The sequence below is a fragment of the Brevibacterium paucivorans genome (assembly GCF_016907735.1).
Lineage (GTDB): Bacteria > Actinomycetota > Actinomycetes > Actinomycetales > Brevibacteriaceae > Brevibacterium > Brevibacterium paucivorans.
In genome coordinates this window covers 1,458,875-1,484,401 of sequence record NZ_JAFBCP010000001.1, presented here as the reverse complement: position 1 = coordinate 1,484,401, position 25,527 = coordinate 1,458,875, and the positions used below count along the sequence as shown (strand labels likewise).

The following is a 25,527-nucleotide window of genomic DNA, read 5'->3' as shown; positions in this document are numbered from 1 at the left end:
CAAAAAGGGGGCGTATGATGTCCATCAGCGAACCACCTCGGGCGCACACCCCGAAGCCCACCCAAGGAGAGACCGTGGACGAGCCTCAAATGCTTGCAGTCATCATTGTGGCCGCCTGCTTCGCGGTGGCATTTTTTGGTGGCTGGTACCTCATTCACCGCACCATGAACCGACCAGACGCCTACATTGGGGCGAAAATGGTCAAGCGCGAAGAAGAGATGCGCCGGCAACAGGAGGGATCAGAGCACCTGTTGCCGAACGACCCTCGCGCAGACGTGCCACCCAACACAAACGGAACTGCGGGGAAGCCAGACAGGCCGGACACCTCGGGCTAAAACCGCGCCCACCCACTTATGAGCGCAACGAAACCTGCGCGTGGTCCTTACGCCCGAACAGATACATCACCAGTTCCGACGGCTTACCCTCCAGCACCGCCGCACCCTCGTCAGTATTTCCCACGTGAAGCTCACCGTGCCCGGGAGCGCGCACAATCAGCGGGCCCTCGTTGCGAACGCTGGGCGAGTGTGCCAACGGCTTGCACACGTTCCACAGCTGGGCTTCCAATTCAGGAAGGATATTGCGTGGTTCCCAACCTTTGCGTGCGCGACGAATGTCCTCGTGGTGGACGTAGAACTCGCCGGTGTTGGTCAGCACATCCACCGGGGTCCACCCCATAGGCGAAAGCACGCCCGGCCCGGCGGCAACCATGCCCACCAGTTTGTCCCACGGGAGAGCCTTCAATTCTGATTCGCGCATCGCGGTGCGCTTGGCAAAGAATTCGACTTTGCCCGCTTTGTCGCTGGCGTTGGCTGGCAACGCTGCTGGGTAACGGTCGCGGATCACCAGGTGAACCGCAAGATCCAAGGTGGTCCACCCTTCACACAGGGTGGGGGCATCGGGGCCAATTTCACGAAGTAGAGCGGCGACTGACAGGCGTTCTGCGCGAGCAAAGTTCGTCATATTTCAAGCCTAGAGCCTTACCACAGCGGGAGGAAGTCCTTGACCCGCGAAACTGACCGATACGTCACCAGTTCATCGCCCCGCGTGGGGCCATCAGTGACAACCACGATGGGTTTGCCTTCTTTAAACGCGTTCTTCACGAACCTCAACCCCGACAACACGGCAAGGGAACTCCCCAACACAACCAGGCCGCGACCTCGGCCGGCAATAGCGTGAGCTTCCCGGTTACGTTCCGCTGGAACGGAGTCACCAAAGAACACGACATCGGGTTTGAGGTCACCTCCGCACACGGGACACGGCAGGACAACGAAGCCTTGCGTGTCGTCAACAGCCACGTCGCCATCCGGTGCGGTTTCGAGCATTTCGGCCGATACGCCCAGCTGGCGCGCGAAGTCCGGGTTGAGGGCGTGCAGTTCGTCTTGGACCCACTGGCGGTCGAACAGGTTTTCGCACCGCAGACAGATCACCCGGTCCAGGCGTCCATGCAGATCGATGACATTTTCGCTGCCTGCGGCTTGGTGGAGTCCATCGACATTCTGTGTGATGAGTCCGCCCGGGGCTATGCGTGCAAGTTCGTGGTGCGCCGGGCCGGGGCGTGCGTCCAGGATTTTGTCCCAGCCTAAGAACGACCTGGCCCAGTAGTGGCGGCGGTTACTGGCCGAGGCGCGAAAAGCTTGGATGGTCATCGGGGTGCGGCGGGGAGAGTTGGGGCCGCGGTAGTCGGGTAGGCCGGAGTCCGTGGAGACTCCCGCACCGGTCAGGACCACCCAGTCGCTGGCTGGCATCGAGTGCAAAACCGTTGCGATCTGTTCATCAGTGTGGCTTGGGTTTGGCCTGGTGAGCCCGGCTAGCGGGTCCTTGATGCGGGCCATGAGTTCTCCTGTCGCGTGCGCACGTCTTTCACGTCCGTTGTACCGTGGCACTATGCCTAGCACTACACCAACTGTGTTGTTCGTCCACCATTCGCCCAGTCCGCGTGTGGAGCAGCTCGCCCAAGCGGTGCGCGATGTCTTCACGCTACCCGAACTCGACGGCGTCACGCTCGTTGAGAAACCTGCGCTCGAGGCAACGACTGAGGACGTTCTGTCCGCCGACGCCTACATTCTGGGCACCACCGCGAACTTCGGATACATTTCCGGGGCACTCAAGCACTTCTTCGACACAACGTACAACGATGTCCGGGAGCCCACCTCGGGACGCCCGTTCAGCTATTTCATCCACGGTGGCTTTGACACCACGGGCGCAGAGCGTGCCATGGAAGCGATCACCACCGGTCTGGGGTGGAAGTTGGTTGCAGAGCCCGTGACGTTTACCGGTGAAGTTGAGGAGTCGCACACGGACGCCATCGCCGAGGTCGCCGGCACCGTAGCTGCCACCGTCATGTAACGCTGGCGGCTGGGGCGGGTGACTGGGACTGGTTACTTGGCTGGCGTGCCGGGGCCGGGAGCCCCGTATGGGTCTTGAACGAACGACACGATCAGGATTCCCACGATCACGGCCGTGAGCACCACACTCACGATGAGGAAGATGATTCCCCAGGTCACGGCCCAGCGCCCGAACTTATTGTCCGGAAAACCGTCTTCACGCGAACGCTTGCGCGCCATTCCACCCATGATGATTCCGGCGATTGGCCCAATGAACGCAAACCCGATCAGGCAGGACAGCGACGCGACGAACGCGACAACCCCCAAGGGCGCGTGGGGGTCAGTTTCACGTGCGTCGAGCTTTTCGGGTGAGTCGTCTGACATGTTTACTCAGCGCCTAGGTCCATGGGGTGAGGACCAATTCGGTTGTCAGTGTTGAGCCCGCTGATCGCGGCCATGTCGCCGTCTGACAGGGCGAAGTCGAACACCTGGAAGTTTTCGCGAATGCGGCTTTCCGTCGCGGATTTAGGGAAGACGATCCGGCCGGCTTGCAGGTGCCAACGAAGCACCACTTGTGCTGGCGTGCGACCGATGCGTTCAGCGATCTGTGTAACGGTGGGGTTCTCCAGGTCGTGCGCCCGGCCCAGTGGCGACCACGCTTGGGTCACCGCACCGTATCGTGCGTTGTCCGCGCTCAGCTCAACCTGCGTGAACGTGGGGTGGAGCTCAATCTGGTTGACGACCGGGCGAACCGAAGCGTGTTTTGCCAGTTCGTAGAGGTCACTTTCACGGAAGTTGGACACGCCAAGTGACTTCACCAGACCGTCAGCTTGCGCCTGCTCAAGTGCCGACCATGCTTCGAGTCGCTTGTTCTGCTCGGGTACTGGCCAGTGGATGAGGTAAAGGTCTACGTAGTCCAGGCCCAGTTTGGTCAAGCTTTCTTCGAGTGCAACACGCGCATCCGAGTGGCGGTTGTTCCACAGTTTGGTGGTCACGAAGAGGTCTTTACGGTCGATTCCGCTTTGGGCAATGGCTTGCCCAACGCCCTCTTCGTTCTTATAGATCGCAGCAGTGTCGATGTGCCTGTATCCGGTCTCCAACGCGGTGGTAACGGCCGGAACGATGTCGTCAGTGGAAATCTGCCACACGCCAAATCCCAGTTGCGGGATGGTGTTTCCGTCGTTCAACGTCAGCTGTGGGACTGTCATGACCGTTCCTTTCTCAACGAGATCCCCGGATTCTCTTTTTACCACTCACCGGCGTTGGTTTCATGCCCTGTGTAACAGTCTGATACTCACCACGAACGTGTCTATTCGAAAAGCGCAAAAAGTAAACACATTCGTCACTCAGTATTCACCCCTTTCTGTCTTTTGGGTTAACCACCAGCGCCACGATGTGTACGTACTACGAAAGGTTTGTTATGTCTGAATCTGTTGACCAAAAGTCAGGCACGTCAGCCAAACCAAAAACGTCTGGTTTCTTAGGACCTGACCGTTGGTGGCACATCGCGTTCGGTGCTCTTATGGCGATCGCACTGGTGTCGTTCACTCTCTGGTCGTTTGGCTACGTCGACCCAAGCGCAAACCGCATCCTCCTCATCACCACAATTCTCTTTGGCCTGTTTATGGCCTTCAACATCGGTGGTAACGACGTTGCAAACTCGTTTGGAACCAGTGTGGGTGCCGGAACGCTTTCCATGAAGCAGGCGCTCGTTGTCGCGGCGATCTTTGAAGTGAGTGGTGCCGTGCTGGCCGGTGGTGAAGTCACCGAAACCGTGCGTTCAGGGATTGTGGACTTGAACGCGTTTGACCTCGCACCCATGGACTTCGTGTTCATCATGATGTCTGCTTTGCTGGGAGCGGCACTGTGGCTACTGGTTGCAACCCGTATGGGGTGGCCAGTGTCTACCACCCACTCGATTGTGGGCGGTATTGTGGGTGCCTCGCTCACGCTGGGATTCGTTACCGGCACCGGTGGATGGTCCATGGTGCAGTGGTCAGAAATCGGCAAGATCGTTATGTCGTGGGTGCTGTCACCTCTCTTGGGTGGGTTGGTTGCGTGGCTCCTATTTGGCCAAATCAAGAAGCACATTCTGGTGTTCAACGACCGCATGGATGAGAAGCTGCGCGAGCTCAAGCGTGAACGCGCTGAGCTTCGCACCACGCACAAGCAGGCGTTCGAACGACTGGACGAACTTCAGCAGATTTCGTACACCAACGCCATGGCACGTGATGCTGAAGTGTACTTGCGGGACAACTACGACCCGCAAGAGCTCGAATCCGACTACTACCGCGATCTTCACCAGATTGAAGAACGCGCAAAGGAAATCAACGCCCACCGCGCACTGGAAACGTGGGTTCCTCTGCTGGCTGCGTTCGGTGCTGTGGTCATTGGTTCGATGCTGTTGTTCAAGGGTTTGAAGAACCTGCACTTGGACTTGGGTTCGGTGGGTAACTTCTTGATCTTGGGCATGATCGCTGCGTCCGTATGGATGGCAGTGTTCATTTTTGCTCGCACGCTCAAGAAGCAGGACTTGTCACGCTCCACGTTCCTGCTGTTTAGCTGGATGCAGGTGTTCACGGCATCGGCGTTCGCGTTCAGCCACGGATCTAATGACATCGCAAACGCGATTGGACCGTTCGCAGCGATTCTGGACGTGCTCAAGACCAACAGCATTAACGACGAAGCGGGAGTGCCCGCAGCGGTGATGGTCACCGCCGGTGTGGCGCTGATCGCGGGTCTGTGGTTCATTGGTCGATTCGTCATCAAGACCGTGGGATCGGGACTCACCGAAATGCACCCGGCTTCCGGTTTCACCGCGGAGCTCGCTGCCGCAGGTGTGGTCATGTTGGCTTCGGTGCTGGGTCTGCCGGTGTCGTCGACTCACATCCTCATTGGTGCGGTTCTGGGTGTGGGAATCGTGAACAAGGCAGCGAACTGGAACCTCATGAAACCAATCGCGCTCGCCTGGGTGATCACGGTACCTGCAGCGGCTGCAATTGGTGCGGTTGGTGTTCTGACTCTGCGCGCAGTCTTCGGCTAAAACGCACACAAGTAAAAGCGCACACAACCAAACACGTACGCGCGGGGGTAGCCAGGTGGCTATCCCCGCGCAAAGTGTTTGAGCAGATGAGCCGCAACGACCTCGGGCGCTTCTTCCGGCAGCCAATGCGAGCGCCCGGTGAGTTCCACGAACTCATACGGCCCTTCCACATACTGGCCGGTGAGCTCAGCGGAACTGCGCGCAAACGCCGCATCCTCACTCCCCCACACGTACAGCGTAGGGACGGTGATGGGTTGCGTGGGCATGTCCGTTCCCAACCCCAGCGCGCGGTAATACTTGAGGCTCGCGGCTAGCGCCTCGGGGTCATTGAGGCGTTGCACGTACGCATCTTCGATGTGCCGCGGAATCGCACCTTGGTACACGGCCCGAAGTTTCGCGGCGTCATCCCGCAACATACTGGTCACGATCTGCTCCGGGTGGTGGCGGATCTTGCGCAGGTACTCCATGCGTTCGTACTGGTCGGGGTCGCGCGCAATTATCTCGCCGTGGGCCCGCGTGTGCGCCGAGGCCAGCGACGTGAAGGTCTGGATCCGGCGGGGCATGTGGGGAACAGCCGCCCAACCCATCACGCCGCCCCAGTCATGGCCCACTAGGTGAAAACGTTTGATGCCTGCCGCATTGGCAACCTCGCCGAGGTCGTTGACCAGTTTTTCGACCGTGTATTCTTCCAGCGCATCGGGGCGCAGGCCGGGTGAGTATCCGCGCTGGTCGTAGGCCAGGATGGGGTGGCCGGCGTTAAGGAGTGCGGTTGCAATGGGCTCCCAGCATGACGCGAACTCCGGCCAGCCGTGGACCAGGATCACCGGGGTTGAAGCGCCGAGGTCGCCGGCCGTGTAGCCGGTGAGTTTGCCTTCCGGCGTGTTGAAGGTGGTTGCGTGGCCGCCGAGCCGGGCGGCCAGGTCGGCATACGGGTGCGCTTGGCTGGTCATGTCTCCTCCTTGAGATCGTGACGGTACAAAAACAAAGCGAGCGTTACTGCACTCTATAACGTGCAGTAACGCTCGCTTTTATGTGTCCGGTTGTTTAACTGAACAGCTTAGGCGCTACTTCTTTCGTTCGAAGCCGCTACGAGTACGACTGATTCGGTAGTCGATCCGTTCGTCAATACGCGCATCGACCGGGCGACCGAACTTCTCGTCGAAGTCATCCACCAGGGATTCGCTAATGCTTCGGTAAACATCGCGTAGACGTTCGCGCTCAATCGCCGAAACGTCAGCCTTGAAGCTACGTAGCGTTGCAACGCACATGAATAGCAGCACAACACTGAACGGGAGAGCTGTGGCAAGTGCGGCCGCCTGCAGAGATGCCAGGCCACCAGCCAGCAACAGCCCGATCGCAAGTGCACCTTCCAGGACCGCGAACAGGACGCGCGACCACACAGGTGGGTTGGGGTGACCACCCGATGCCAACATGTCTACAACCAGCGAACCGGAGTCGGAGGATGTGATGAAGAAGATCGTCACCAAAATGATCGCGATCACTGACAGGATCGAGCCCAATGGAAGGTCGGACAGCACGTGGAACAGCGCTGCTTCAGCCACAACTTTGCCTTCTTCATTGATCAGATCGCCTGCGCCAAAGAACTGGCGGTAAATACCCGCCCCGCCCATGACGGAGAACCAGAAGAAGCCCACGATCGACGGAACCAGGAGCACACCGGCGATGAACTGGCGGACGGTACGACCTCGGGAAATACGGGCGATGAAAACACCTACGAATGGCGCCCAGGAAATCCACCAACCCCAGTAGAAGATGGTCCACGATGAGTTCCACGTGGCACCTTCTTCACCGGTGTACGCGCCCACGTCAAAGGTCATGTTGAGCACGTTGGCCAAGTACACGCCGATCGATTCGATGAAGTTTTGGAACAGGAACAGGGTGGGACCCACCAAAAGCACGCTGATGAGCAGGATTCCCGCGAGAGAAAGATTGATGTTCGACAACCAACGAATACCTGCTCCCAGACCACTCACAACAGACATGGTGGCTAGGAACGTGATAGCAACGATCAGGATGACGAGGAGGCGGTTGTCAGCTTCACCGACAACACCGAGTTCTGCCAGACCGGTTGCGATCTGCTGAACGCCCAGACCCAGCGAGGTGGCAATACCGAAGATGGTTCCGAACACCGCGAGGTTGTCAATGACGTCACCCATCCAGCCTTTAACGCGTTCACCCAGAATTGGTTCCAGTGCCCAGCGAATCGAAACGGGACGACCGCGACGGTGTACCGCGTACGCAAGCGCAAGACCAATCACGGCGTAGATCGCCCACGGGTGGAGCCCCCAGTGCACGAAGGTCTGTGCCATCGCGAGCTGGCCACGCATGGCCTGGTTTTCTGGCCAGCCTGGTTTAGGGTCAACGGTTGCGTAGATGAGCGGTTCACCCACACCGTAAAACACCAGACCGATTCCCATACCAGCTGCGAACAGCATGGCAAACCACGACAAGAGACCAAATTCTGGCTTGTCGTCATCTTGGCCCAGTTTGATGGAACCGTACTTGGAAAACGCTACGGCCAGGGAAAACACAATGAAGGCGGCGATCACCAGCATGTACCACCAGCCCAGTGTGCCTACGATCCATCCCTGCATGGCGCCGAGTGCGTCACCGGTGGCTTCAGGGGCAGCGATTGCGATGATGGCAACCGCAAGGACCACGATGAGCGAAGGCCAAAAGACGAAGGGGGTCACTCCGCCTTTCGAGATCCGCACACCCTGGCGCTTCAGTTTTTCAATGATGACTTCGTCCGAGTCACCCTCTTGGACTTTGTTCTTTACTTGGTCCTGAACTTGATGCTCAATTTCGTGTTCTTCACCGAGTGCTGAAGACATAAACTCTTCCCAGTTTGGAGTCACAAATAACCCATCGAGTCTAACGAAACCTTGGGAATACGCTAAAAAAAACTGCTTCACTCACTGACGAGGAGCAGTTCACGGCCCTAAAGAGGTTCTATAGATTGGCGCAAAGTGAGCAAAAGCCGCACGCCACCTCGGACCCCGAAGCGCGTTTAGCTACAGTCAAATCTGCCGACTGTAGCTAAACGATGAAAACCCGAGACGTGACCCAGTGGCATACCGAGGCGCCCGCCAAACACGGTCCTTATGAGGTCCTATAGAGGTGCTATAGACGGCGCAAAGCGAGCGAAACTGCGCAATATATTGCGCAGTTTCGCTCGCTTTGCGCCGTCTGGACCTGGCCAAATCACCCGGAGTGCTTCACTTGGACTGCTCTTCCGAGCAGATGTGACACACCAATCAGATACCACGTCGCCACGCGCACAAAAACCGTTTACCCACCACCCCTCGAACAGGGTTGGTGGGTAAACACCCTTTTTGTTCGTTTTGTTCACTTTTTCGGCTCAAAATCGGCCAGTTACACACCACCCCTATGCGCAAACCTCGTACTTGTGGTGGGTAACTGGGGGGAGGCATGCAAGGGGGGACGATGACCCGACACATCAACGGCGCAAAGCAAAAGTCTCGGGACATCGAGTGAACGATGTCCCGAGACTTCACAACGCGGAGGATAGGGGATTTGAACCCCTGAGGGCGTTAACCCAACACGCGTTCCAGGCGTGCGCCATAGGCCGCTAGGCGAATCCTCCGCAGAGTAGCTTAACGGACTCATGCGACTTTTACTAATCGCACCTGTCTCGGCTACACTATCGGTGGCCCTTCGTGTGGCGTTTATCCTGCGAATCCCCCAGGACCGGAAGGTAGCAAGGGTAAGGAGGCTCTGGCGGGTGCACGGAGGGTCCTTCCTATAAACACGAAATGTTTCCTGATGCATTCCGGTATGCTTATATCTCACGCCCTCCTAAATTCGAAGGGCAGTCGAATTTTCAACAGCTCTACCGAAGGTTCAAGCTCGTGTTTCGTCGTCTTCTCGTCTCGTCGACTATCGCTCTGAGTCTCGTGGCCGCTTCTGCTTGTTCCGTAAGCGCGCCCGGTGGCAACAACTCTGCTCCAAAAGAGAAGGAACCCGACCCAGAACCGGTTGTCAGCGTAGTTTCCGAGGCCGCTCCTGGCGAGAAGCTCCAGCTCTCTGTCGACAAGGGCGAGTTCGTCTCTGTTGAGCTCACCGATGACGACCACAAAGAAATCCCAGTAGACGCTGGCACCTTTGAAACCACCTCGGCATCCGCGGACCCATCCGACCCCGCGACCGACTCTGCATCCGACCCCGCGACCGACAACGCAGACAGCGACGAAGACGCCGACGACAGCGCAGAAGCCGGTGGCAACATCGGCGCTAACTCACAGGACAGCGAAAACTCAGAAGACGAAGCAGCTGAGGAAACAGATCAACCAGAGGACACCTCGGCGACTGACGAACCTGCGGACGACGCAACCGACGAATCCAGCGACGACCCGTCAGCTGACCCCGACTCCAGCGACGACCCGTCAGCTGACCCCGACTCCACCGACGACCCACAGGACGGCGCACAAGGTGGCGCGGCCGACAACAACCCCAAGGGCACGTCGTGGGAGTCCAACTTCACGCTCGCAGGCTCCTCGTCCTACACGTGGAAAGCCACAACCGTCTCACCCGACGGCAAGACCCACGAATCCACCGGAACCGTGGACACTCCTGAACCTAACGGCGAAGGTGCACGCATGCGTACCCTTCTCGACGACGACATGAAAGTGGGCGTGGGCGCTCCCATCATCTTCAACTTCGCGCACAAGATCCCCAAGGAATACCGCCCGGGCATCGAAAGCCGCCTGAGCGTGGAAGTCACCGACAAGGACGACAAGCCACGCAAGGTCGAAGGCTCATGGGCATGGTTGCCAGACGACGACGGGCACTCCCGCATCCACTACCGCCCCAAAGAGTTCTGGCCAGAACACTCCAAGATTCACGTCGACGCACCTGTGAAAGACGTGCCGTTCTCCGACGACACTTTTGGCGCGAAGGACATGACGCTGGACTTCGAAATCGACCGCGAGCAGATCACCGTGGCCGACGCCAAGAAGCACCGCCTCACCGTGAAGCGCTCCGGAAAAACTGTCATGGACTTCCCGGCGTCGCTGGGGGCTGCACGCTCCCCGTCGTACAACGGCATGCACATCGTGATGTCCAAGTCCCGCAACTACACCATGAAATCCGAACGCTGGAGCTACTCCACCCCCGTCACCCACGCCGTCCGCATCCACAACAACGGTGAGTTCATCCACGCGGCTCCATGGTCGGTAGGTTCGCAGGGACGGGCAAATGTGTCCCACGGATGTGTCAACCTGTCTACGGCTAACGCCACGGAATACTTCAACTCCGCACTCTTTGGCGATCCGGTTGAAGTGACCGGCTCCCGCGTTTCCCTGACCACCAGCTCTGGTGACATCAAGGACTGGGTGTACACGTGGGAAGAGTGGCAGAAGATGAGCTCCATCAAGAAGTAGCGGGCATGGGGCCAGCCCCGCGCCAGCAGGCACCCCAACCCCGCCATGACACCAGGTCACCTGGTGTTTGCCTTGGCCTGGTACCTACACAGTCATGATGTCTTCTCTTAAGCGTTCGCTCACGTTAAGCGACGCGATCATGATTGGCCTAGGTTCCATGCTGGGCGCCGGCATTTTCGTCGCCGTGGCCCCAGCTACTGCCCACGCCGGGTCAGGCATCTACATCGCCCTGGGCCTGGCCGCTCTGGTGGCCTTGTGCAACGCCACGTCCTCGGGTCAACTGGCCGCACAATACCCAGTTGCCGGTGGCACTTATGCGTATGGGCGGGCACAGTTGGGCCCCGCGTGGGGGCTTACGGCCGGATGGGCGTTCCTGTTGGGGAAGACCGCCTCAGCCGCTGCGATGGCAATGACGTTCGCGCACTACGCTCTGCCTGGCGCTCCCCCGCTCATGCTGTCCTGTGCGGCGGCGCTCGCGTTGATCGCGCTCACCACCGTCAACATTTTGGGAGTGTCTAAAACGGCCACGGTCACCAAGGTCATCGTGCTGATCGTGCTGGCCGGGCTTGCGCTTTTCGTGGCTACGTCGTGGTTGAGTACCCCCGCCGAGGTCGCCGCCCCTTCCGCGTCCTACTTACCTTCCGCTCCGTTGGGTATCTTGCAGGGTGCGGGCATCTTGTTTTTCGCGTTTGCTGGCTATGCCCGTGTAGCGACCTTGGGTGAAGAGGTAACCAACCCCACCCGCACAATCCCTTGAGCCATCATGTGGGCACTGGGCCTGACGTTGGTCGTGTACGTTGTCATCACGTTCACATTGACCCACACGTTGGATCAGGAAACCCTCGCCGGCTCCACGGCTCCAATTTTTGACGCCGTGCAGGTGCCGTGGATGAAACTGGTTGTCCAGGTCGTTGCGGCCTTGGCGTGTCTGGGCGCCTTGTTGGGGCTCATGGCCGGTTTGGGACGCACGTGTTTGGCGATGGCCCGGGACTCACGCCACTTCACGTTTTTCGCCCACGTGAGCGAGCGCCACTCCACCCCTGCCCGCGCCGAAATCCTGTTCTGCGTCCTGGCCATCACTCTGGTCTTTTCGGTCGACGTAACGCAGGCCGTTGGCTTCTCGTCAACCGGCGTGCTGCTCTACTACGCGATCGCCAACCTGGCCGCGTTCACGCAAGACCGCGAACACCGCATGTACCCCAGAGCCCTCCAGGTTCTGGGTGTGGTGTTGTGCGTTGCGATCGGGTTCACCGTTTCGTTGCCCGGCCTGCTCCTGGGCGCAGGCGCGGCTGTGGTGATCGCAGGGGTGGCGTTGGTTTCCAACCGCCGAGGTCGTTCGTAGTTGGTTATTTTTGGACCGCCCGAGTGCCGGCGGGTGCGACTGGTGTGCGTTTGAGAATGAGCGCAAGGATCAGAAGCAGGGCCATCTGACTTCCAATGATCGCGGTGACACCACCCCATCCGGCGTGTGTCCACGCAAGTGGCGTGAGGTTCCCGGTCACGGACGAACCCAGGTAGAAGCACACCATGTAAATGGAGGCGGCCTGTGCGGGCACGCCTACCGATCGGCTTGCCCGGCCAGCGACCCAGGACGCCGCGATGGAGTGCCCTGTGAAAAACCCGATTGCAAGAATCGCCAGGCCCGCGACGATGCACACCACGTTGGGAATCATCATGAGCGCAACACCTACTAGCCCAATGAGCGGGCCAAAGGACATGACCGCGCGAAGCGATGTGCGGTCAGCGATTTTGCCGGCTATCGCAGATGCCCACCCGGCCAACGGGTACACAAAGTAGATGAGCCCAATGAGCCCAATCGGAATGAAATACGGATCGCCTTCTAGGCGGAAACCCATTACGTTGAGCGCACCAATGAACGAGCCCACACCCAAATACCCCACAACGAAAAGCCCCAGCAGAACAGGGTCGGTGAACGCCCGCCCAAATTTCTTCACCAGAACGCTAAACGAGTCGCGGTGTTGCACGAACCCTTGCGCCGGTGGCAACAAGAAAAAGCACCCAATGCCCGCCAACAGCCCCACAAGTGACGCAGTGAACATGGCTGAGTGCGACTTATCTAGACCCAGGATGCCTTCGATCCCTAACCAGTCGAACACCTCGATCGTGGTGGAAGGGATAATGCGGGCTCCCAAACCACCCAAGGTGTTTCCAAAAATGTGCACCCCAATGACTGAGGACACGATCGACGGGTGGATCTCTTCACGCAAGTACACCGTGGCAGTCGCGGGCAGCCCCGCAAGGATGAACCCCATCACGAACCTGGCCACCAAGAACAGGTTCCAATCCGAGATGAAAACCACCCCAGCGGCCATGACGCCAGCGACAATGACAGACCAGCGAATTAAACGACCTCGGCCGATCCGTTCACTAATAGGCACCGCAACCAGCAGCCCTAAACCGACCCCAGCAGTGGCAATGGACACCGACATCGCGGCCACAGATGGCGTAATTCCGTAGTCGCGTGTGAGGTCCGGCAAGATTGCTTGGGTATTGTAGAGCAGTGTAAAGGTAGCGAGACCGGCTAGCATGATCCCGGCCTTGATTCGTCGAGTGCGTGGATCGCCTGCGCCAGTACCCATGTATTCGCTCACCCTTTCACCATAGACCTCAACAGTGCAGGAGAAAGTTTTGGGTGCCGAAGACCTTCATCCCGGCCACGTCCCAGAAACAGAATCACCTAATCATCTGTGGAACTTTGTGAGCCAGCCGGAACCCTTGACGCTACCGGATTTTGACCGCGTCACACCTGAACTCGTCATGGATGCTCTGGCCAGGGCCATCACGTTCCAAGAACAGTCCATTGACGCGATCCTGGAAAACTCTGAGCCGGCAGACTTCAACAACACCACTCTGGCGATCGACGCGGCCCGTAGCTTGGTGTTCCGTTTGCAGCCATTTATTCGCTTGTACGAATCCAGCTTGTGGTCAGACGCCGTAGAGTCCATGGCAACAGACGCGGCCGCTGTGCTTACCCGCGCGGAACTTGACGTGTTCCTCAACGCGGAACTTTTCGCCCGTCTAGAAAGCGTCAGCACCGCCGCCCTAAACCCAGAAGACGCCCGTCACCATGACCTCATGGTCGCCGACTTCGCCCATGCTGGTGCCCGCCTTACCGAAGACAACCAAGAGCGCGTCGCGGCGTTCGCGGAAGAAATTTCGGCGCTAGAAACAGAATTCGGCCAGTGCGTGCTGGCAGAAACCCAAGAGTCAGCCGTCCACATTCCACACGGGTCAGAGCTGTCACTTAAAGGCCTGTCTGACGCGAAACTGGGCACTGTCGAATCCCACGCAGCTCAGCGTGGCCTCACGGGGGCACTCATCACCCTGGAGTCAACAACGCAACAGCCCATCACCTCGGACTTGGACGACCCGGAAACCCGCACAGCGGTGTTCCACGCCTCCACCAACCGAGGCGCGCGCGGAACTGAAACCGACACCCGCGGGGTGGTCTCCGACCTCACGGCACTGCGCGCTGGCCTGGCTGGCCTCATGGGATACAAGTCGTACAAGGACTACGTGATTTCCCAACAGGACGCAGGCAACGGCGAAAACGCGACCGCGCTGGTCGTGGACTTGCTGGAACCAGCGCTCGCGCAGCTCGAATCCGAGCTGGACACGATCCGCACCACCTACCAGCCCCAGCGCTTGGAAGCTGAGGACGTCGCGTACTACCTGAAGCGGTACAAACAGGATACGTACCAGCTGGGTTCGGTCGCTGAGTACTTCGATCTGTGGAAGGTGTTCAACGACGGCGTGCTGTTTGCGGCAAGTCAGCTGTACGGTGTGCGGTTTGAGCGCACGGATGAAACCGCCTGGCATCCCGAGGTGGTTGTGTACCGCGCGTTCGACGGCGACCGTCCGCTGGGCGTGATTTGCGTGGATCCGTTTGCGCGTTCGTCAAAGCGTGGCGGGGCGTGGATGGACCAGTTGGTGTCCCCGGGCCGAGTTTCCGGCTTGGGCCCAGTCATCAGCCTCACCATGAACATTCCCAAACCGGCCGCCGGCGAACCTGCCCTGCTGAGCCTGGACAACGTGCGCACGCTGTTCCACGAATTCGGGCACGTGCTGCACGGGCTGTTCGCTAACTCCACGTACGAAACCCGCTCAGGCACCTCGGTGCCCAGGGACTATGTGGAGTTCCCGTCCCAACTCAACGAAATGTGGGCGTTGCACCCGCAGGTGCTCCCCCACTACGCCGTCCACGTTCACACGGGCGAGCCGATTCCAGACGAACTCGTTGAGCGCATCAAGAAGTCCCAGGCGTTTGGGCAGGGTTTCGCCACGGTTGAGTACCTCGCGGCAGCCCTTCTGGACCTCAGCTGGCACTCGTTGGAACCTGGTGAGCAGGTGGAGTCGGTGCTCGACTTCGAAAGCGACGTGCTGTCTGGCACCGGTTTCAACCCGCTGGTGCCACCTCGGTACCGCACGCCGTACTTCCAGCACACGTTCGCGTTGGGATACTCTGCCGGCTACTACTCGTACTTGTGGTCGGAGAAGCTCGCCGCGTATGTCACCGAATGGTTCAACTCCAAGGGCGGGCTCAACCCTGATGCTGGCGACGCATTCCGCACCGCGGTTTTGGCTCCTGGGTACTCGACAGACCCGGGCGAAACGATCGTAGATTTCTTTGGCGAGCAGCCGGGTGTAGAGCCACTGTTGCGGCGTCGAGGTTTGCCAGACAACCAGCCCGAGGTGGCTGATGGTTCGCCCGAGGTGGATGGTGACTTGGTAGAGGGTGCAGACTGACGTGGGTGCCGGGAAATCGGTGTTGAAGGCCGGTTTAAAGGCCGCCACGGCTGTGGGCGGTGTGACCCTGGGTCTGGGGGCCGGTTACGGAATCGCGGTTGTGCGCGTGCGTATCCAATCGGCGTTGTTCCCAAAGTTCTGGGCTGAGTCTGCACGCACGCAGCTTGAGCTGGACGAATCCTTGCAGGAGCTTCCACCGCTGACGGTTAACGTTCTGGGAGATTCGGCAGCGAGCGGCGTGGGTGCGTCCAAACCCGAGCGCGCGTACGTGGGCCTTTTGAAACAGCGGCTGGAAGAAGAGACCGGTCGCAGAGTTTCCGTCACGAACATATCTGTTCCCGGGGCCAGTTCCTGGCTACTCATGGAAAAGCAACTGCCGCTCTTGGACGACCTGCCTCAAGCCGACATCACCATGTGCGTTATTGGGGCTAATGACTTGATCGACCCGGCCTACACGCTTGAGGGGTTCGAGTGGACGGCAACGCGCCTGTACAAGCGCCTTCCTGCCGGCACCGTCGTGTCAACGATCCCCAGTTTTGGCCTTCCGTGGCTCGAGCCAAAAGTGCGTGCCGCCAACGCGATCATCGAACGTGAGGCACGCCTGTACGACTTGGAACTGGCGGATCTGTTTTCGACCACCCACGAACTGGGCCTGTGGCGCTACCTGCTGTACACGGGTGGCGACATTTTCCACCCGTCAGAGCGTGGGTACGTGGCGTGGGCCTCTGCCCTGTGGCCGGCTGTCCGACGAGCCGCCAAGCGCGCGCTTGCGAAGGAGGCACGGGAGGCAGAAGAAGCCCAAGCTTCTAACCTAAGTGCGAAAGCATCTTCCCAGGACTGAAGATCCCCTGCGGGTCCAGCGCCTGTTTGATCGCCACGTGCATCTTTTGCGCTGACGGCGACAGTTCGCGTGCCAACCACTCAGCCTTCAGAACTCCCACGCCGTGTTCCCCGGTGATGGTTCCGCCCAGGTCCAAGCCGGCCTGCATGATCATGCCAAAGGCTTCTTTCGCGTGCTGGGTCGAAACTGGGTCGCTGGCGTCAAAAATGACATTGGGGTGCATGTTTCCGTCACCCGCGTGACCGCACGCGATCACCAGAATGTCGGGGAACTTTTGTGCAATTTGAGCTTGGCGTTCAAAGAACTCAGCAAGGCGACCCCGCGGAACGCACACATCGTCGACCAGCTCGCCACCACCTCGGGAGTGGGCCAACTTTTCATTTGCCGGGGCGACCGCGCGGCGCGCGGCAACCAGAGACTCCGAATCACGCGGATCGTCCGAGTACATCACGTCTGTTGCGCCGTTATCTTGCGCCACCTGTTGGAACAGTTCCAGGTCTTCCTGAGCGCGCGTCATGGAGCCCGAACCGTCCGACTGCACGATCAGCATGGCGCCCGCGCCGCTTGGCAACCCGAAGTTCTGGTACGCGTTGACCGCTTCGATGGTGCCGCCGTCCATGTACTCCAGTAGCGACGGGGTGGCGCCCGCGCCCAAGTAATCGGTGACCGTGCGGGCGGCGTGGACGGGATCGGAAAACAGCGCCACGGAGGTGAGCGGGTCGGCCAGTTTGGGCACGGTACGCAGCGTGACTTCGACGATCACGCCCAGCGTGCCTTCCGAACCGATGAACAGCTGCGCGAGGTCGAACCCGGCGACACCTTTTGCCGTGTTCCGCCCCACCGTGGTGACTTCACCGTCTGCGGTCACCACTTTGAGGCTGCGCACAAAGTCCCTGGTCACGCCGTATTTCACACAGCACATACCGCCCGCGTTGGTGGCCACGTTCCCGCCAATTGTGGAAATCGCTACCGAACCGGGGTCTGGTGGGTACGACAGGTTGAACTCGGCTAGGTGCTTCTTCAGATCCAGGTTGATGACCCCCGGTTCCACCGTCACGGTGCCGTCCAGCGTGTTCACTTCCAGGATCCGGTTCATTTTGGCAACGCTTAACAGGATGCACCCGTCGAGCGCGTTGATACCTCCCGAAAGCCCAGTACGTGCACCCGAGGGAATGATGGGGATCGCGTGTTTGGCCGCGAACCGCACGGTCGCCTGCACGTCTTCAACACACGTGGCACGCACTAACGCGAGCGCATTCCCCACGGGTGAGAACAGCGCGCGGTCACTGGAGTGAGCTGCGATGACGTCAGTGTCCGTGACCAGCGCGTTGGAGCTTAATTCGGTTGCGAGTTCGTTGAGGTCTGGCAGTCCGCGGGTACTCATGAGTCCTGGCCCGAGGTCGTCTCCCCGTTTGCGTGTCCGCGGGCAACCATTTCGCCGGCTACATGGGCGACACGGTCCATCGCTTCTTCTTCACCGATGCTCACACGTACTCCCCCGGTGAGTTGGCGAACAGCCACACCCACCTCGCGACATGCGAGTTCAAACTCTTCTGCTTTGTCTTCAAGAGGGAGCCACAGGAACCCGCCTTGGGACTCAGCCACCGGGACACCGATTTCCCGCAACCGCGCCTGCATGTCGTCACGAATCCGGGCAACTTCCTTTGCCCGCACATCCACATCCGAGGCCAAACGCAAGGACGCAGAAGCAGCGGCCTGCGCGACTCGCGACACACTAAACGGCAGAATTGCGGTGCGCATGGCACTGATGACATCGGGGTGGGCGACTGCCCATCCCACGCGCAGACCCGCCATGCCGTGGGCCTTCGAGAACGTGCGCACGACCACCAGGTTGGGGTGCGACGGCAGCGCGTCCATTCCGTCGAAACCACCTTCGACCATGTACTCGAAATACGCCTGGTCCAGGGCCACGAGCACATCGCGGGGCACCTTCGCCATAAACTCTTCGAATTCTTCACGCTCCACCGGGCCACCGGTGGGGTTGTTGGGGCTGCACAGGATCACTAGGCGGGTGCGGTCGTTAATAGCGTCTGCCATCGCGCCGAGGTCGTGCCCCAAGTCATCGCGCAACGGCACTTTGACCGGGGTGGCCCCTTCGAGCAACGTCAGCGGCACATACATTTCGAACGACGGCCAGGGGAAAACCACCTCGGTACCGGGTTCTGCAGTGATGTGTACCAACGCAGCCAGGATCTCAGAGGCACCGGCCCCAAAGACCAGCTGGTTCGTCTCAACGCTCAGGTGCTGCGCCATCTCTTCAGTGAGGTCGAAAACACCTGGGTCGCCATAGAGGTTCATGGTCTCCAAGGACTTCGTGGCCGCTTCGACAACAGCGGGAAGCGGGCTCATGAAGTGTTCATTGGATGACAGTTTGTACGCCTTCTGTCCAGCCACGGGAGCAGCAGGCTTGCCGGGCACATACGCGGGGGTGTCAGCGACTGCTGACCGTACTCGAAACTCCATACGACCATAGTAAACACCGTGGCAAGTACGTTCCCAGAACCCTGTTGCGCAGTTGTCTCACCTGGCACAATAGGGGCATGAGCCCCAACCCACCTACGCAGTCGCAGTGGCTTCCGGACATTCTTGGCCCGGGGTTCGAATCCCTGCCCCTCAACCTGCCCAGCGGGGACCGGGCAACCCTGGTGAGGTACCTGCCCCAGGTTGATAGAAACCCCTCCCGAGGTGTCCCCCACCTGGCCGGCGCCCCTCCCGTGGAGCTACACAACACTGCCGTTCTTTACATTCACGGGTGGTCAGACTACTTCTACCACCGCGACTTGGCACGATTTTGGGCCCACATGGGCGCCCATTTCTACGCCGTGGACCTGCGCAACTACGGCAGAAACCTGGACCTTTCCGACCCCGAACGAACCCCGGGACTCATCGACGACCTCGGGGCGTATGACGAAGAAATTTCCGCCTGCCTGAACGTGATCGCGGAGCTTCACCCCCACTGCCGGGTGGTAATGAGCGCACACTCGACGGGCGGGCTCACGGCCGCGCTGTGGGCCGCGGACAACCCTGGGCGAGTCGCGGGCCTGGTGCTGAACTCGCCGTGGTTGGAGTTTCAATACTCCGCCAGTGTGCGAAAACTTTTAGGGCCACTCATGGCGGCGAGGAATCCGGTGAGCCCGCTTCGTATTGCCCTACCTAACTACTACGTGTTGGCGGTTGCGCAAGCCCACGGGGATACGCCGTTCGATCTTCGACTCAAACCACCCGAGTCGTTCCCCGTGTATCCGCAGTTCCTCCGGGCGGTGTTTGATGGGCACAAGCGGGTGGAACGAGGGCTTGGGCTGGACGTGCCCGTGCTGGTGCAGATGTCACGAGCCTCCTTGCGTTCCGTGAACTACGCGCCACAAATGGCGCACGCCGATGTTGTGCTCGACGTGGACATCCTGGCCAAACGGGCTCTTGACCTTGCCGACACCGTTGTTGTGGACCGTGTTCCAGGCGCTATGCACGACGTGTACCTGTCTGAAAAAGCCGTGCGTGACCAGGCGTTTAAGCACATCATGCAGTTTGTTCGCGGGTATCTTGGCGACGTGTGCGCGTGAGGGCGTGCTGATTGTGGGGGCCAAAAATGTGGCTTAGGTTACCCTGCGCGCAAGTCGAAAAATCCCCAGCGCTATGGTGAACACAACAAGGAAACCCAACACCCAGGAGGCACGAGTGAAATCGGATCAGCTCGTTCAAGAATGGCTCGAAACCTACGCTGCAGAAGACGCAAATGCTTCGTATCTTCTGTGCGACCGTCACGATCCACAGGCCACGGCTTTCACGTTCATCGCTCACGACGGAACGGTATCGAAGCTGACCTATGGTGAACTGTCGGACAGGTCCAAGCGACTTGCCACGGCGCTCAAGGACAAGGGTGTTGAGAAGGGCGAGCGCGTGGGTGTCCTGCTCACCAAGTGCCCCGAAATGCCCATCACGCTGCTAGCGCTGGCACGGCTTGGAGCCGTGTACGTTCCGCTGTTCACAGCGTTTGCCACCGGCGCGATCAAGGTGCGCATGGAGGGTGCTAACAGCAAACTCGTCATCACCGAACCGTCGCAAGAAGACAAGGTGAAGCCTCTCGACTGGCTCAACGTCATCACCACAGGTGAGGACTACGACCGCATGCAAACCGAACCGGAACCATACGAGGACTCGGTTGCGCTGGGAGGCGACGGAACGCTGGTACAGCTGTTCACCTCGGGCACCACCGGCAACCCCAAAGGGGTTGCAGTCCCGGTACGCGCACTGGCCAGCTTCCACTGCTACATGCACTACTCCCTGGACGTTCGCCCCGAAGACGTGTTCTGGAACGCAGCCGACCCAGGCTGGGCCTACGGCTTGTACTACGGAGTGCTGGGGCCACTGGTCATTGGCCTGCCCAACCTCATGCAGCAGGAGAAGTTCTCTGCGGAGTCAACTCTGCAACTCATGCGCGACCAGGGCGTGACCAACTACGCGTCCGCGCCCACCGTGTACCGCACGCTTTCTAAGTCCGGGCTGGAAACCGGGTTCACATTGCGCCGGGCATCTTCCGCGGGTGAACCGCTCACGGTTGATGTAATCGACTGGGCTAAAGAACAGCTGGGCACCGAAGTCTATGACCAGTACGGCCAGACCGAACTGGGCATGGTGATCTGCAACCAGTGGAACGACGAGGTACGTAAAGAACTCAAGCCTGGATCCATGGGTAAACCGATTGCGGGGTACCAGGCTGACATTCTGAACGGCCAAATCGTCATCAACGTTCCTAACAGCCCGCTCCTGTGGTTCACGGGTTACCAGGACGACCCGCAGAAATCGGCTGAGCGTTTCAGCGAAAACGGCACGTGGTACCTCACCGGTGACGCCGGGTACAAGGACGACGACGGCAGCTTCTTTTTCGAAGGCCGCGACGACGACGTGATCCTCATGGCCGGTTACCGCATTGGGCCATTCGACGTGGAGTCCGTGCTGATCACGCACCCTGACGTGGTTGATGTTGGGGTTGTGGGTAAACCGGACCGGGATGGCGTCCGAGGTGAACTCGCAGAAGCGTATGTGGTGTTGCGTGACGGCGTTGAGGCTACCCCGGAGCTGGCTGAAGAGCTCAAGCGCTTGGTCAAGGAAGGGTACTCCGCCCACGCGTACCCACGCAAAGTTCACTTTGTGGATGCGCTGCCTAAGACGCCAAGCGGCAAACTGCGCCGCGGGGAGTTGCGCAAGCGCGAAGACTGAGGGCGAAACACGAAATCGCGCGACACAGAACAATCTGTGTCGCGCGATTTTCTAACGCGGTAGCGGTGGGATTTGAACCCACGGTAGGGGGTTGCCCTACACAACATTTCGAGTGTTGCACCTTCGGCCGCTCGGACACGCTACCGCGGAATACTTTATTGTGAGCGCTGCATTCAAGTCAAACCCGCTCACCTGCGGGTTGCGAAGAACTCCTCCAACACGTGAGCAGTTTCATCCGCCAGGACGCCCGCATAGACCTGGGGCCGGTGCAAGGAACCGCGGTCGCGCGGCAGATCCCACTGGGACCCGCAGGCCCCGGCCTTTTCGTCAAACGCCCCAAAAACAATCGCGTCCACGCGCGCACCTACCGCTGCGCCCGCACACATTGCGCACGGTTCAAGAGTGACCACCAGGGTCGCGCCATCCAACCGCCACCTCCCCAACCGGGCAGCCGCAGCGCGCAGAGCTACGACCTCGGCGTGGGCGGTGGGGTCCCCGTCAGCTTCACGACGATTCCTCCCCAGCCCCACAACTTCACCGTCCACCACAACAACAGCACCAACCGGAACATCGCCGCTGGCGGCACATGCGCGGGCTTCGTCTAGCGCGATCTGCATCCACGTGCGGTGGTCAGACCGACTCTGCAGGGGGCTCACCAGGGTCTTAGCGGGCCGCCTCAAGGGCTTCGTCGAAGCCCACGATTTCACCTACGTGGGCGACGATTCGGGCTGGGTCGGCAGAGTGCTTTTCGCACTGGTCCAGCAGGTCGCTAGCACTGACCCCGAGGTCGTCGAAAATGTCCGAGTCGCCACCCCACGTGGAGTCCTCGTCAGGGAACATGGCGGACTCAGCTTCGTCATCGTCACTGGGCTCTTCGTAGTCGTCGTCAAAGTCGTCGCCGTCTTCAAGCTCATACTCATCAAGGGGTGAGTCCAGGTAGTCCTCGAAGAGATCGGCATATGGGCTGGCCTGCGCGGCTTCGATGTCAGAAATAAACACTTTGATGTTGTCGATTTCGGTGAGGCGCACAATGGCGAACCATTCGTCTTCGCGTTCGACAATCGCGACAACTTCGCAGTCCTCACCTGCAACAGAACGGAGGGTTTCGGCCAGTTCGTCCAGGTCTGACCATTCTTCAACGTCGATATCTACGGGGCGGTATTCGTCGCCTGCCTGAGCAACGGCTGCAGTGAAATATGACATACCCCAATTGTTACCCATGATTCTGCTTGGCGCACCCCCGCGAGTGACGCGAATTACGCAATGCATATAAGGCATAATTTTTGACATGGAACTTCATGTTGCCGACCACCCCCTGATTGCCCACAAGCTCACTGTTCTGCGCGACGAACGAACCGATTCCGCGCGTTTTCGTCAGCTCACCGACGAACTCGTCACGCTCCTCGCATACGAAGCGACCCGCAACATTCGCGTGACGGACAAGCACATTCGCACACCCGTTCAAGAAACTGTGGGTGTCGAGCTGGCCACCCCACGCCCACTGGTCGTGCCAATTCTGCGCGCTGGGCTGGGGATGCTCGACGGCATGATGCGCATGATCCCCACTGCAGAAGTGGGGTTCCTTGGCATGGTGCGCAACGACGAAACCCTCGAAGTGACTACGTACGCGGAACGACTGCCCAGCGACCTGAAGAACCGCCAGGTGTACGTTGTCGACCCCATGCTGGCCACTGGAAACACGCTCATCATGGCTATTGAGTACTTGTTGGAACGCGGGGTGTCCGAGGTGACAGCAGTGTGCCTGGTATCGGCACCTGAGGGCGTGAAGGCTGTCAGCGACCGCTTTGAAGGACGCGCAAACATCTCAATTCACACCGCCGCATATGACGAGGGCCTGAACGACGACGCATACATCGTTCCAGGGCTGGGCGACGCCGGTGACCGCTTGTACGGCGTCGTGTAACCACACCCGCAGCCAACACGCTCAGGGCGCGCACCAGACCTACCCGGCACCACCTCGGGATGTCACATAGTGTCACAATTCTTCATAAAGTCATCATTTATGACATGGTGAATGAGCCTCGGATCCTCGTATGAAGAACAATGACGATATGACACAGCAACGGAACAGCGGACCGCTCCCCCAGCGTCGTCCCTCATCAGCAAGCGCAGCGCACCCTCGAAGCGCCGTTGCGATGCGTCGCCAGGGGTCACGCCTTGCACCGGTCGACGCCGAACAGGCACCCCGCACGTTCGGCCCTGCTGGCGTCACTCAAACCCCTCACGCTGCCCGAGGCATCGCCATTTACATCGGCCTGGACGAAGAAAAGGCCGCACAGGACGGAACCAACCTCACCCAGATCGCTCAGGCCCTCCAGGACTACGCAAAGGAGCTCGCATCCCAGGCTGAGACCTCGGCGGTCATTGCGTTGGCCCCTGAAGGCCGAGGTCGTGACCTGGAAGCGGTGCGCGCCGCCTTGAGTGGGTCCCCAGCGGCGACTGGCGGAACGGCCGGTCGGCATGGGCCCCTTCGTACGCGTATCCCCTCCCGCATCCAGCCCCCAGCCACGCGCGAGGACTTGGGCCTGCGAGTCGACATTCCCCGCCGCGAGATCTACGTGGACGGCGAGCCGCAGAAGATCACGGCTAAAGAGTTCGACCTGTTGGCAACCTTGGTGAGCCACCCAGGTGAGTCGCTGTCACGCGAGGAACTCATCGAACAGGTGTGGGCCGGCCAGGACACCGACGAACGCACTGTTGACGTACACATCCGCCGCCTGCGGAACCGTCTGGGCCCTTACTCCGGCGTGGTGCGGACCCTCCGAGGTGTGGGTTACCGATTCGACGAGCACCCGGATGTTTCCGTGTGGCTCGCAACAGCAGTGAAGTAATCGTCAGCGAGGTGCGAGTGCCGAGCGCCTGTTGTTGCGCCGGCCAACCTTTATAAACCCTGCAAAAGTTCTTATAACCGCGGTCAGAGTGTGGCCGTAGAGTTGAAGGGCAATGCGCAAAGGGACTGTTGTTTTTCTCATCGGGGCGGGGCTCACGGCCCTGCTTTTGCTCCACCATCTAATTCCCACCACCCGTGGGCTCGCTTTGGTGGTGGAAAGCGTGCTCCCGTGGACGGGAGCTTTGATCGTCATACTTCTGATCGTGGGGCTTATCAGGTTCTCTGTGTGGTCGATCATTGGTGTGGTGGTTCCAGCGCTTGTGTGGGGGCAGGTGTTTGGCGCGTACCTTAAGCCTTCCAGCGAGCCCGAACACACAGACATTGTTGTTGCTACCCAAAACGTGGGCGCGCGCTTGCCAGAGCCGTCAGCGACAGCGCTACGCATTATTGAACGCAAACCCGACATCGTGACGCTCCAGGAGATCGAGTCGCTTTCCGGCAAGATCATTCGAGAACAGATGGACAAGAACTTCAAGCACAACAAAGTGAGTGACACCGTGGGCCTGTGGTCCAAGTGGCCCATCAAGGACACCGAAGAAATCGATTTGGGCTTGTCCTGGCCACGCGCGTTCGCCGCCACGGTTGAAACGGACCACGGGAGCGTGCGCGTGTATTCGGTTCACATGCCGTCGGTGCGCCCAGGTCGGGAGTCGTTACGTAACGCTGCCCTCCAGACGGTGGCGCAAAAAGTGTCGGAGGACCCGGCCCAAAGGGTTATTGTTGCTGGCGATTTCAACTCAACCAGCACTGACCGCTACTTTGCTGACCTCAACGATTCGCTCACCGATACTCGGCGCGCAACCGGTGGAGGTTTCGGATTTACGTGGCCGGCCACGTTCCCGGTGGCGCGCCTTGACCACATCATGGTCCGTGGCATGGACCCAGTGTCGGACACGGTTTTGCCGCGCGGGACGTCAGATCACCGAGCAATCGTTGCGGGCATCAACCTGAGCAAGTAACCCGCCGGGCCGGGACCAGGG

General features: G+C 59.7%; 22 protein-coding genes, 2 tRNA genes, 1 other RNA gene and 1 pseudogene. 13 read left to right on the top strand and 13 right to left on the bottom strand.

Going from position 1 to position 25,527, the window contains the following annotated elements; all coding sequences use genetic code 11:
* Nucleotides 1-14 precede the first annotated feature (14 nt).
* Nucleotides 15-335: a hypothetical protein gene (locus JOE56_RS06870; protein ID WP_204515406.1), complete on the top strand. Its 321-nt coding sequence runs from the start codon at nucleotides 15-17 to the stop codon at nucleotides 333-335.
* 16 nt (nucleotides 336-351) lie between these two features.
* On the opposite strand, the gene JOE56_RS06865 is transcribed toward JOE56_RS06870, so the two are convergent.
* Together JOE56_RS06865 and JOE56_RS06860 are read right to left on the bottom strand one after the other, a co-directional pair.
* Complete coding sequence (locus JOE56_RS06865; protein WP_204515405.1) at nucleotides 352-960, bottom strand: TIGR03085 family metal-binding protein; 609 nt, start codon at nucleotides 958-960, stop codon at nucleotides 352-354.
* Nucleotides 961-977: 17 nt separating this feature from the next.
* Nucleotides 978-1,832 (bottom strand): Sir2 family NAD-dependent protein deacetylase, encoded by an 855-nt coding sequence (locus JOE56_RS06860; RefSeq protein ID WP_204515404.1) that lies wholly within the window; start codon nucleotides 1,830-1,832, stop codon nucleotides 978-980.
* A 52-nt stretch (nucleotides 1,833-1,884) separates the two neighbouring features.
* Between JOE56_RS06860 and JOE56_RS06855 the strand changes: the two genes are divergently transcribed.
* Nucleotides 1,885-2,346, top strand: coding sequence for a flavodoxin family protein (locus JOE56_RS06855; RefSeq protein ID WP_102238391.1), 462 nt, complete (start codon nucleotides 1,885-1,887; stop codon nucleotides 2,344-2,346).
* 32 nt (nucleotides 2,347-2,378) lie between these two features.
* On the opposite strand, the gene JOE56_RS06850 is transcribed toward JOE56_RS06855, so the two are convergent.
* Nucleotides 2,379-2,708 (bottom strand): DUF4190 domain-containing protein, encoded by a 330-nt coding sequence (locus JOE56_RS06850; RefSeq protein ID WP_102238390.1) that lies wholly within the window; start codon nucleotides 2,706-2,708, stop codon nucleotides 2,379-2,381.
* Nucleotides 2,709-2,710: 2 nt separating this feature from the next.
* Nucleotides 2,711-3,532, bottom strand: coding sequence for an aldo/keto reductase (locus JOE56_RS06845; RefSeq protein WP_204515403.1), 822 nt, complete (start codon nucleotides 3,530-3,532; stop codon nucleotides 2,711-2,713).
* Nucleotides 3,533-3,744: 212 nt separating this feature from the next.
* On the opposite strand from JOE56_RS06845, the gene JOE56_RS06840 reads away from it, so the two are divergent.
* A complete protein-coding gene (locus tag JOE56_RS06840) occupies nucleotides 3,745-5,367 on the top strand; it encodes an inorganic phosphate transporter (protein WP_204515402.1) in 1,623 nt (540 codons plus the stop codon).
* Between the two features lie 59 nt (nucleotides 5,368-5,426).
* Here the strand turns inward: JOE56_RS06840 and JOE56_RS06835 are convergent, their stop codons facing one another.
* From JOE56_RS06835 to JOE56_RS06825, 3 genes are all read right to left on the bottom strand, one after another.
* The gene (locus JOE56_RS06835) at nucleotides 5,427-6,317 is read right to left on the bottom strand and encodes an alpha/beta fold hydrolase (RefSeq protein WP_204515401.1); all 891 of its coding nucleotides are present in this window, start codon (nucleotides 6,315-6,317) and stop codon (nucleotides 5,427-5,429) included.
* Nucleotides 6,318-6,431: 114 nt separating this feature from the next.
* Entirely contained in the window at nucleotides 6,432-8,222 is a 1,791-nt protein-coding gene (locus JOE56_RS06830; RefSeq protein WP_204515400.1) for a BCCT family transporter, read from the bottom strand.
* A 688-nt stretch (nucleotides 8,223-8,910) separates the two neighbouring features.
* Nucleotides 8,911-8,995 (bottom strand) — tRNA-Ser (locus JOE56_RS06825).
* A 62-nt stretch (nucleotides 8,996-9,057) separates the two neighbouring features.
* On the opposite strand from JOE56_RS06825, the gene ffs reads away from it, so the two are divergent.
* The 3 genes and pseudogenes from ffs (at nucleotide 9,058) to JOE56_RS06810 (ending at nucleotide 12,132) form a co-directional block, all read left to right on the top strand.
* Nucleotides 9,058-9,153: signal recognition particle sRNA small type (gene ffs / locus JOE56_RS06820), an RNA gene on the top strand.
* Nucleotides 9,154-9,260: 107 nt separating this feature from the next.
* Nucleotides 9,261-10,790: an Ig-like domain-containing protein gene (locus JOE56_RS06815; RefSeq protein ID WP_204515399.1), complete on the top strand. Its 1,530-nt coding sequence runs from the start codon at nucleotides 9,261-9,263 to the stop codon at nucleotides 10,788-10,790.
* A gap of 94 nt (nucleotides 10,791-10,884) precedes the next feature.
* Nucleotides 10,885-12,132 (top strand): annotated as a pseudogene (locus JOE56_RS06810) (APC family permease).
* A 4-nt stretch (nucleotides 12,133-12,136) separates the two neighbouring features.
* On the opposite strand, the gene JOE56_RS06805 reads toward JOE56_RS06810, so the two are convergent.
* Nucleotides 12,137-13,402 carry an MFS transporter gene (locus JOE56_RS06805; RefSeq protein ID WP_204515398.1) on the bottom strand — a complete coding sequence of 422 codons (1,266 nt, stop codon included), beginning with the start codon at nucleotides 13,400-13,402 and terminating at the stop codon, nucleotides 12,137-12,139.
* 22 nt (nucleotides 13,403-13,424) lie between these two features.
* On the opposite strand from JOE56_RS06805, the gene JOE56_RS06800 reads away from it, so the two are divergent.
* On the top strand, nucleotides 13,425-15,557 hold the full coding sequence (locus tag JOE56_RS06800; protein ID WP_204515397.1) for a M3 family metallopeptidase: 2,133 nt from the start codon (nucleotides 13,425-13,427) through the stop codon (nucleotides 15,555-15,557).
* Complete coding sequence (locus JOE56_RS06795; RefSeq protein WP_204515396.1) at nucleotides 15,547-16,398, top strand: GDSL-type esterase/lipase family protein; 852 nt, start codon at nucleotides 15,547-15,549, stop codon at nucleotides 16,396-16,398. Before JOE56_RS06800 ends, JOE56_RS06795 begins: the two co-directional genes overlap by 11 nt.
* Here the strand turns inward: JOE56_RS06795 and JOE56_RS06790 are convergent.
* On the bottom strand, nucleotides 16,364-17,782 hold the full coding sequence (locus JOE56_RS06790; RefSeq protein ID WP_204515395.1) for an FAD-binding oxidoreductase: 1,419 nt from the start codon (nucleotides 17,780-17,782) through the stop codon (nucleotides 16,364-16,366). The two genes, JOE56_RS06795 and JOE56_RS06790, sit on opposite strands and share 35 nt — an antisense overlap.
* On the bottom strand, nucleotides 17,779-18,882 hold the full coding sequence (locus JOE56_RS06785) for a histidinol-phosphate transaminase (RefSeq protein ID WP_204515394.1): 1,104 nt from the start codon (nucleotides 18,880-18,882) through the stop codon (nucleotides 17,779-17,781). The genes JOE56_RS06790 and JOE56_RS06785 overlap by 4 nt, the downstream gene beginning before the upstream one ends.
* 77 nt (nucleotides 18,883-18,959) lie before the next feature.
* Here JOE56_RS06785 and JOE56_RS06780 point away from each other — a divergent pair, with 77 nt between their 5' ends.
* On the top strand, nucleotides 18,960-19,979 hold the full coding sequence (locus JOE56_RS06780) for an alpha/beta hydrolase (protein ID WP_204515393.1): 1,020 nt from the start codon (nucleotides 18,960-18,962) through the stop codon (nucleotides 19,977-19,979).
* 115 nt (nucleotides 19,980-20,094) lie between these two features.
* Nucleotides 20,095-21,636 carry an AMP-binding protein gene (locus tag JOE56_RS06775; protein ID WP_338028642.1) on the top strand — a complete coding sequence of 514 codons (1,542 nt, stop codon included), beginning with the start codon at nucleotides 20,095-20,097 and terminating at the stop codon, nucleotides 21,634-21,636.
* 57 nt (nucleotides 21,637-21,693) lie between these two features.
* Here JOE56_RS06775 and JOE56_RS06770 read toward each other — a convergent pair.
* From JOE56_RS06770 to JOE56_RS06760, 3 genes are all read right to left on the bottom strand, one after another.
* A tRNA-Ser gene (locus JOE56_RS06770) sits at nucleotides 21,694-21,781 on the bottom strand.
* Between the two features lie 43 nt (nucleotides 21,782-21,824).
* Entirely contained in the window at nucleotides 21,825-22,283 is a 459-nt protein-coding gene (tadA, locus tag JOE56_RS06765; protein WP_275577333.1) for a tRNA adenosine(34) deaminase TadA, read from the bottom strand.
* A 16-nt stretch (nucleotides 22,284-22,299) separates the two neighbouring features.
* A complete protein-coding gene (locus tag JOE56_RS06760) occupies nucleotides 22,300-22,839 on the bottom strand; it encodes a tRNA adenosine deaminase-associated protein (RefSeq protein ID WP_204515391.1) in 540 nt (179 codons plus the stop codon).
* 85 nt (nucleotides 22,840-22,924) lie between these two features.
* Here JOE56_RS06760 and upp point away from each other — a divergent pair, with 85 nt between their 5' ends.
* The 3 genes from upp (at nucleotide 22,925) to JOE56_RS06745 (ending at nucleotide 25,506) form a co-directional block, all read left to right on the top strand.
* The gene (upp, locus tag JOE56_RS06755) at nucleotides 22,925-23,560 is read left to right on the top strand and encodes a uracil phosphoribosyltransferase (protein WP_204515390.1); all 636 of its coding nucleotides are present in this window, start codon (nucleotides 22,925-22,927) and stop codon (nucleotides 23,558-23,560) included.
* Nucleotides 23,561-23,708: 148 nt separating this feature from the next.
* Nucleotides 23,709-24,488 (top strand): winged helix-turn-helix domain-containing protein, encoded by a 780-nt coding sequence (locus tag JOE56_RS06750; RefSeq protein WP_239530391.1) that lies wholly within the window; start codon nucleotides 23,709-23,711, stop codon nucleotides 24,486-24,488.
* Nucleotides 24,489-24,600: 112 nt separating this feature from the next.
* On the top strand, nucleotides 24,601-25,506 hold the full coding sequence (locus JOE56_RS06745) for an endonuclease/exonuclease/phosphatase family protein (protein WP_204515388.1): 906 nt from the start codon (nucleotides 24,601-24,603) through the stop codon (nucleotides 25,504-25,506).
* Nucleotides 25,507-25,527: the final 21 nt, after the last annotated feature.

Coding starts and splice junctions, on each gene's coding strand:
- JOE56_RS06760 (WP_204515391.1), bottom strand. CDS start 22,839: ATGTCATATTTCACTGCAGCCGTTGCTCAGGCAGGCGACGAATACCGC.
- JOE56_RS06790 (WP_204515395.1), bottom strand. CDS start 17,782: ATGAGTACCCGCGGACTGCCAGACCTCAACGAACTCGCAACCGAATTA.
- JOE56_RS06785 (WP_204515394.1), bottom strand. CDS start 18,882: ATGGAGTTTCGAGTACGGTCAGCAGTCGCTGACACCCCCGCGTATGTG.
- JOE56_RS06835 (WP_204515401.1), bottom strand. CDS start 6,317: ATGACCAGCCAAGCGCACCCGTATGCCGACCTGGCCGCCCGGCTCGGC.
- JOE56_RS06870 (WP_204515406.1), top strand. CDS start 15: ATGATGTCCATCAGCGAACCACCTCGGGCGCACACCCCGAAGCCCACC.
- JOE56_RS06745 (WP_204515388.1), top strand. CDS start 24,601: ATGCGCAAAGGGACTGTTGTTTTTCTCATCGGGGCGGGGCTCACGGCC.
- JOE56_RS06850 (WP_102238390.1), bottom strand. CDS start 2,708: ATGTCAGACGACTCACCCGAAAAGCTCGACGCACGTGAAACTGACCCC.
- JOE56_RS06750 (WP_239530391.1), top strand. CDS start 23,709: ATGACACAGCAACGGAACAGCGGACCGCTCCCCCAGCGTCGTCCCTCA.
- JOE56_RS06780 (WP_204515393.1), top strand. CDS start 18,960: ATGAGCCCCAACCCACCTACGCAGTCGCAGTGGCTTCCGGACATTCTT.
- JOE56_RS06845 (WP_204515403.1), bottom strand. CDS start 3,532: ATGACAGTCCCACAGCTGACGTTGAACGACGGAAACACCATCCCGCAA.
- JOE56_RS06840 (WP_204515402.1), top strand. CDS start 3,745: ATGTCTGAATCTGTTGACCAAAAGTCAGGCACGTCAGCCAAACCAAAA.
- JOE56_RS06830 (WP_204515400.1), bottom strand. CDS start 8,222: ATGTCTTCAGCACTCGGTGAAGAACACGAAATTGAGCATCAAGTTCAG.
- JOE56_RS06855 (WP_102238391.1), top strand. CDS start 1,885: ATGCCTAGCACTACACCAACTGTGTTGTTCGTCCACCATTCGCCCAGT.
- JOE56_RS06860 (WP_204515404.1), bottom strand. CDS start 1,832: ATGGCCCGCATCAAGGACCCGCTAGCCGGGCTCACCAGGCCAAACCCA.
- upp (WP_204515390.1), top strand. CDS start 22,925: ATGGAACTTCATGTTGCCGACCACCCCCTGATTGCCCACAAGCTCACT.
- JOE56_RS06865 (WP_204515405.1), bottom strand. CDS start 960: ATGACGAACTTTGCTCGCGCAGAACGCCTGTCAGTCGCCGCTCTACTT.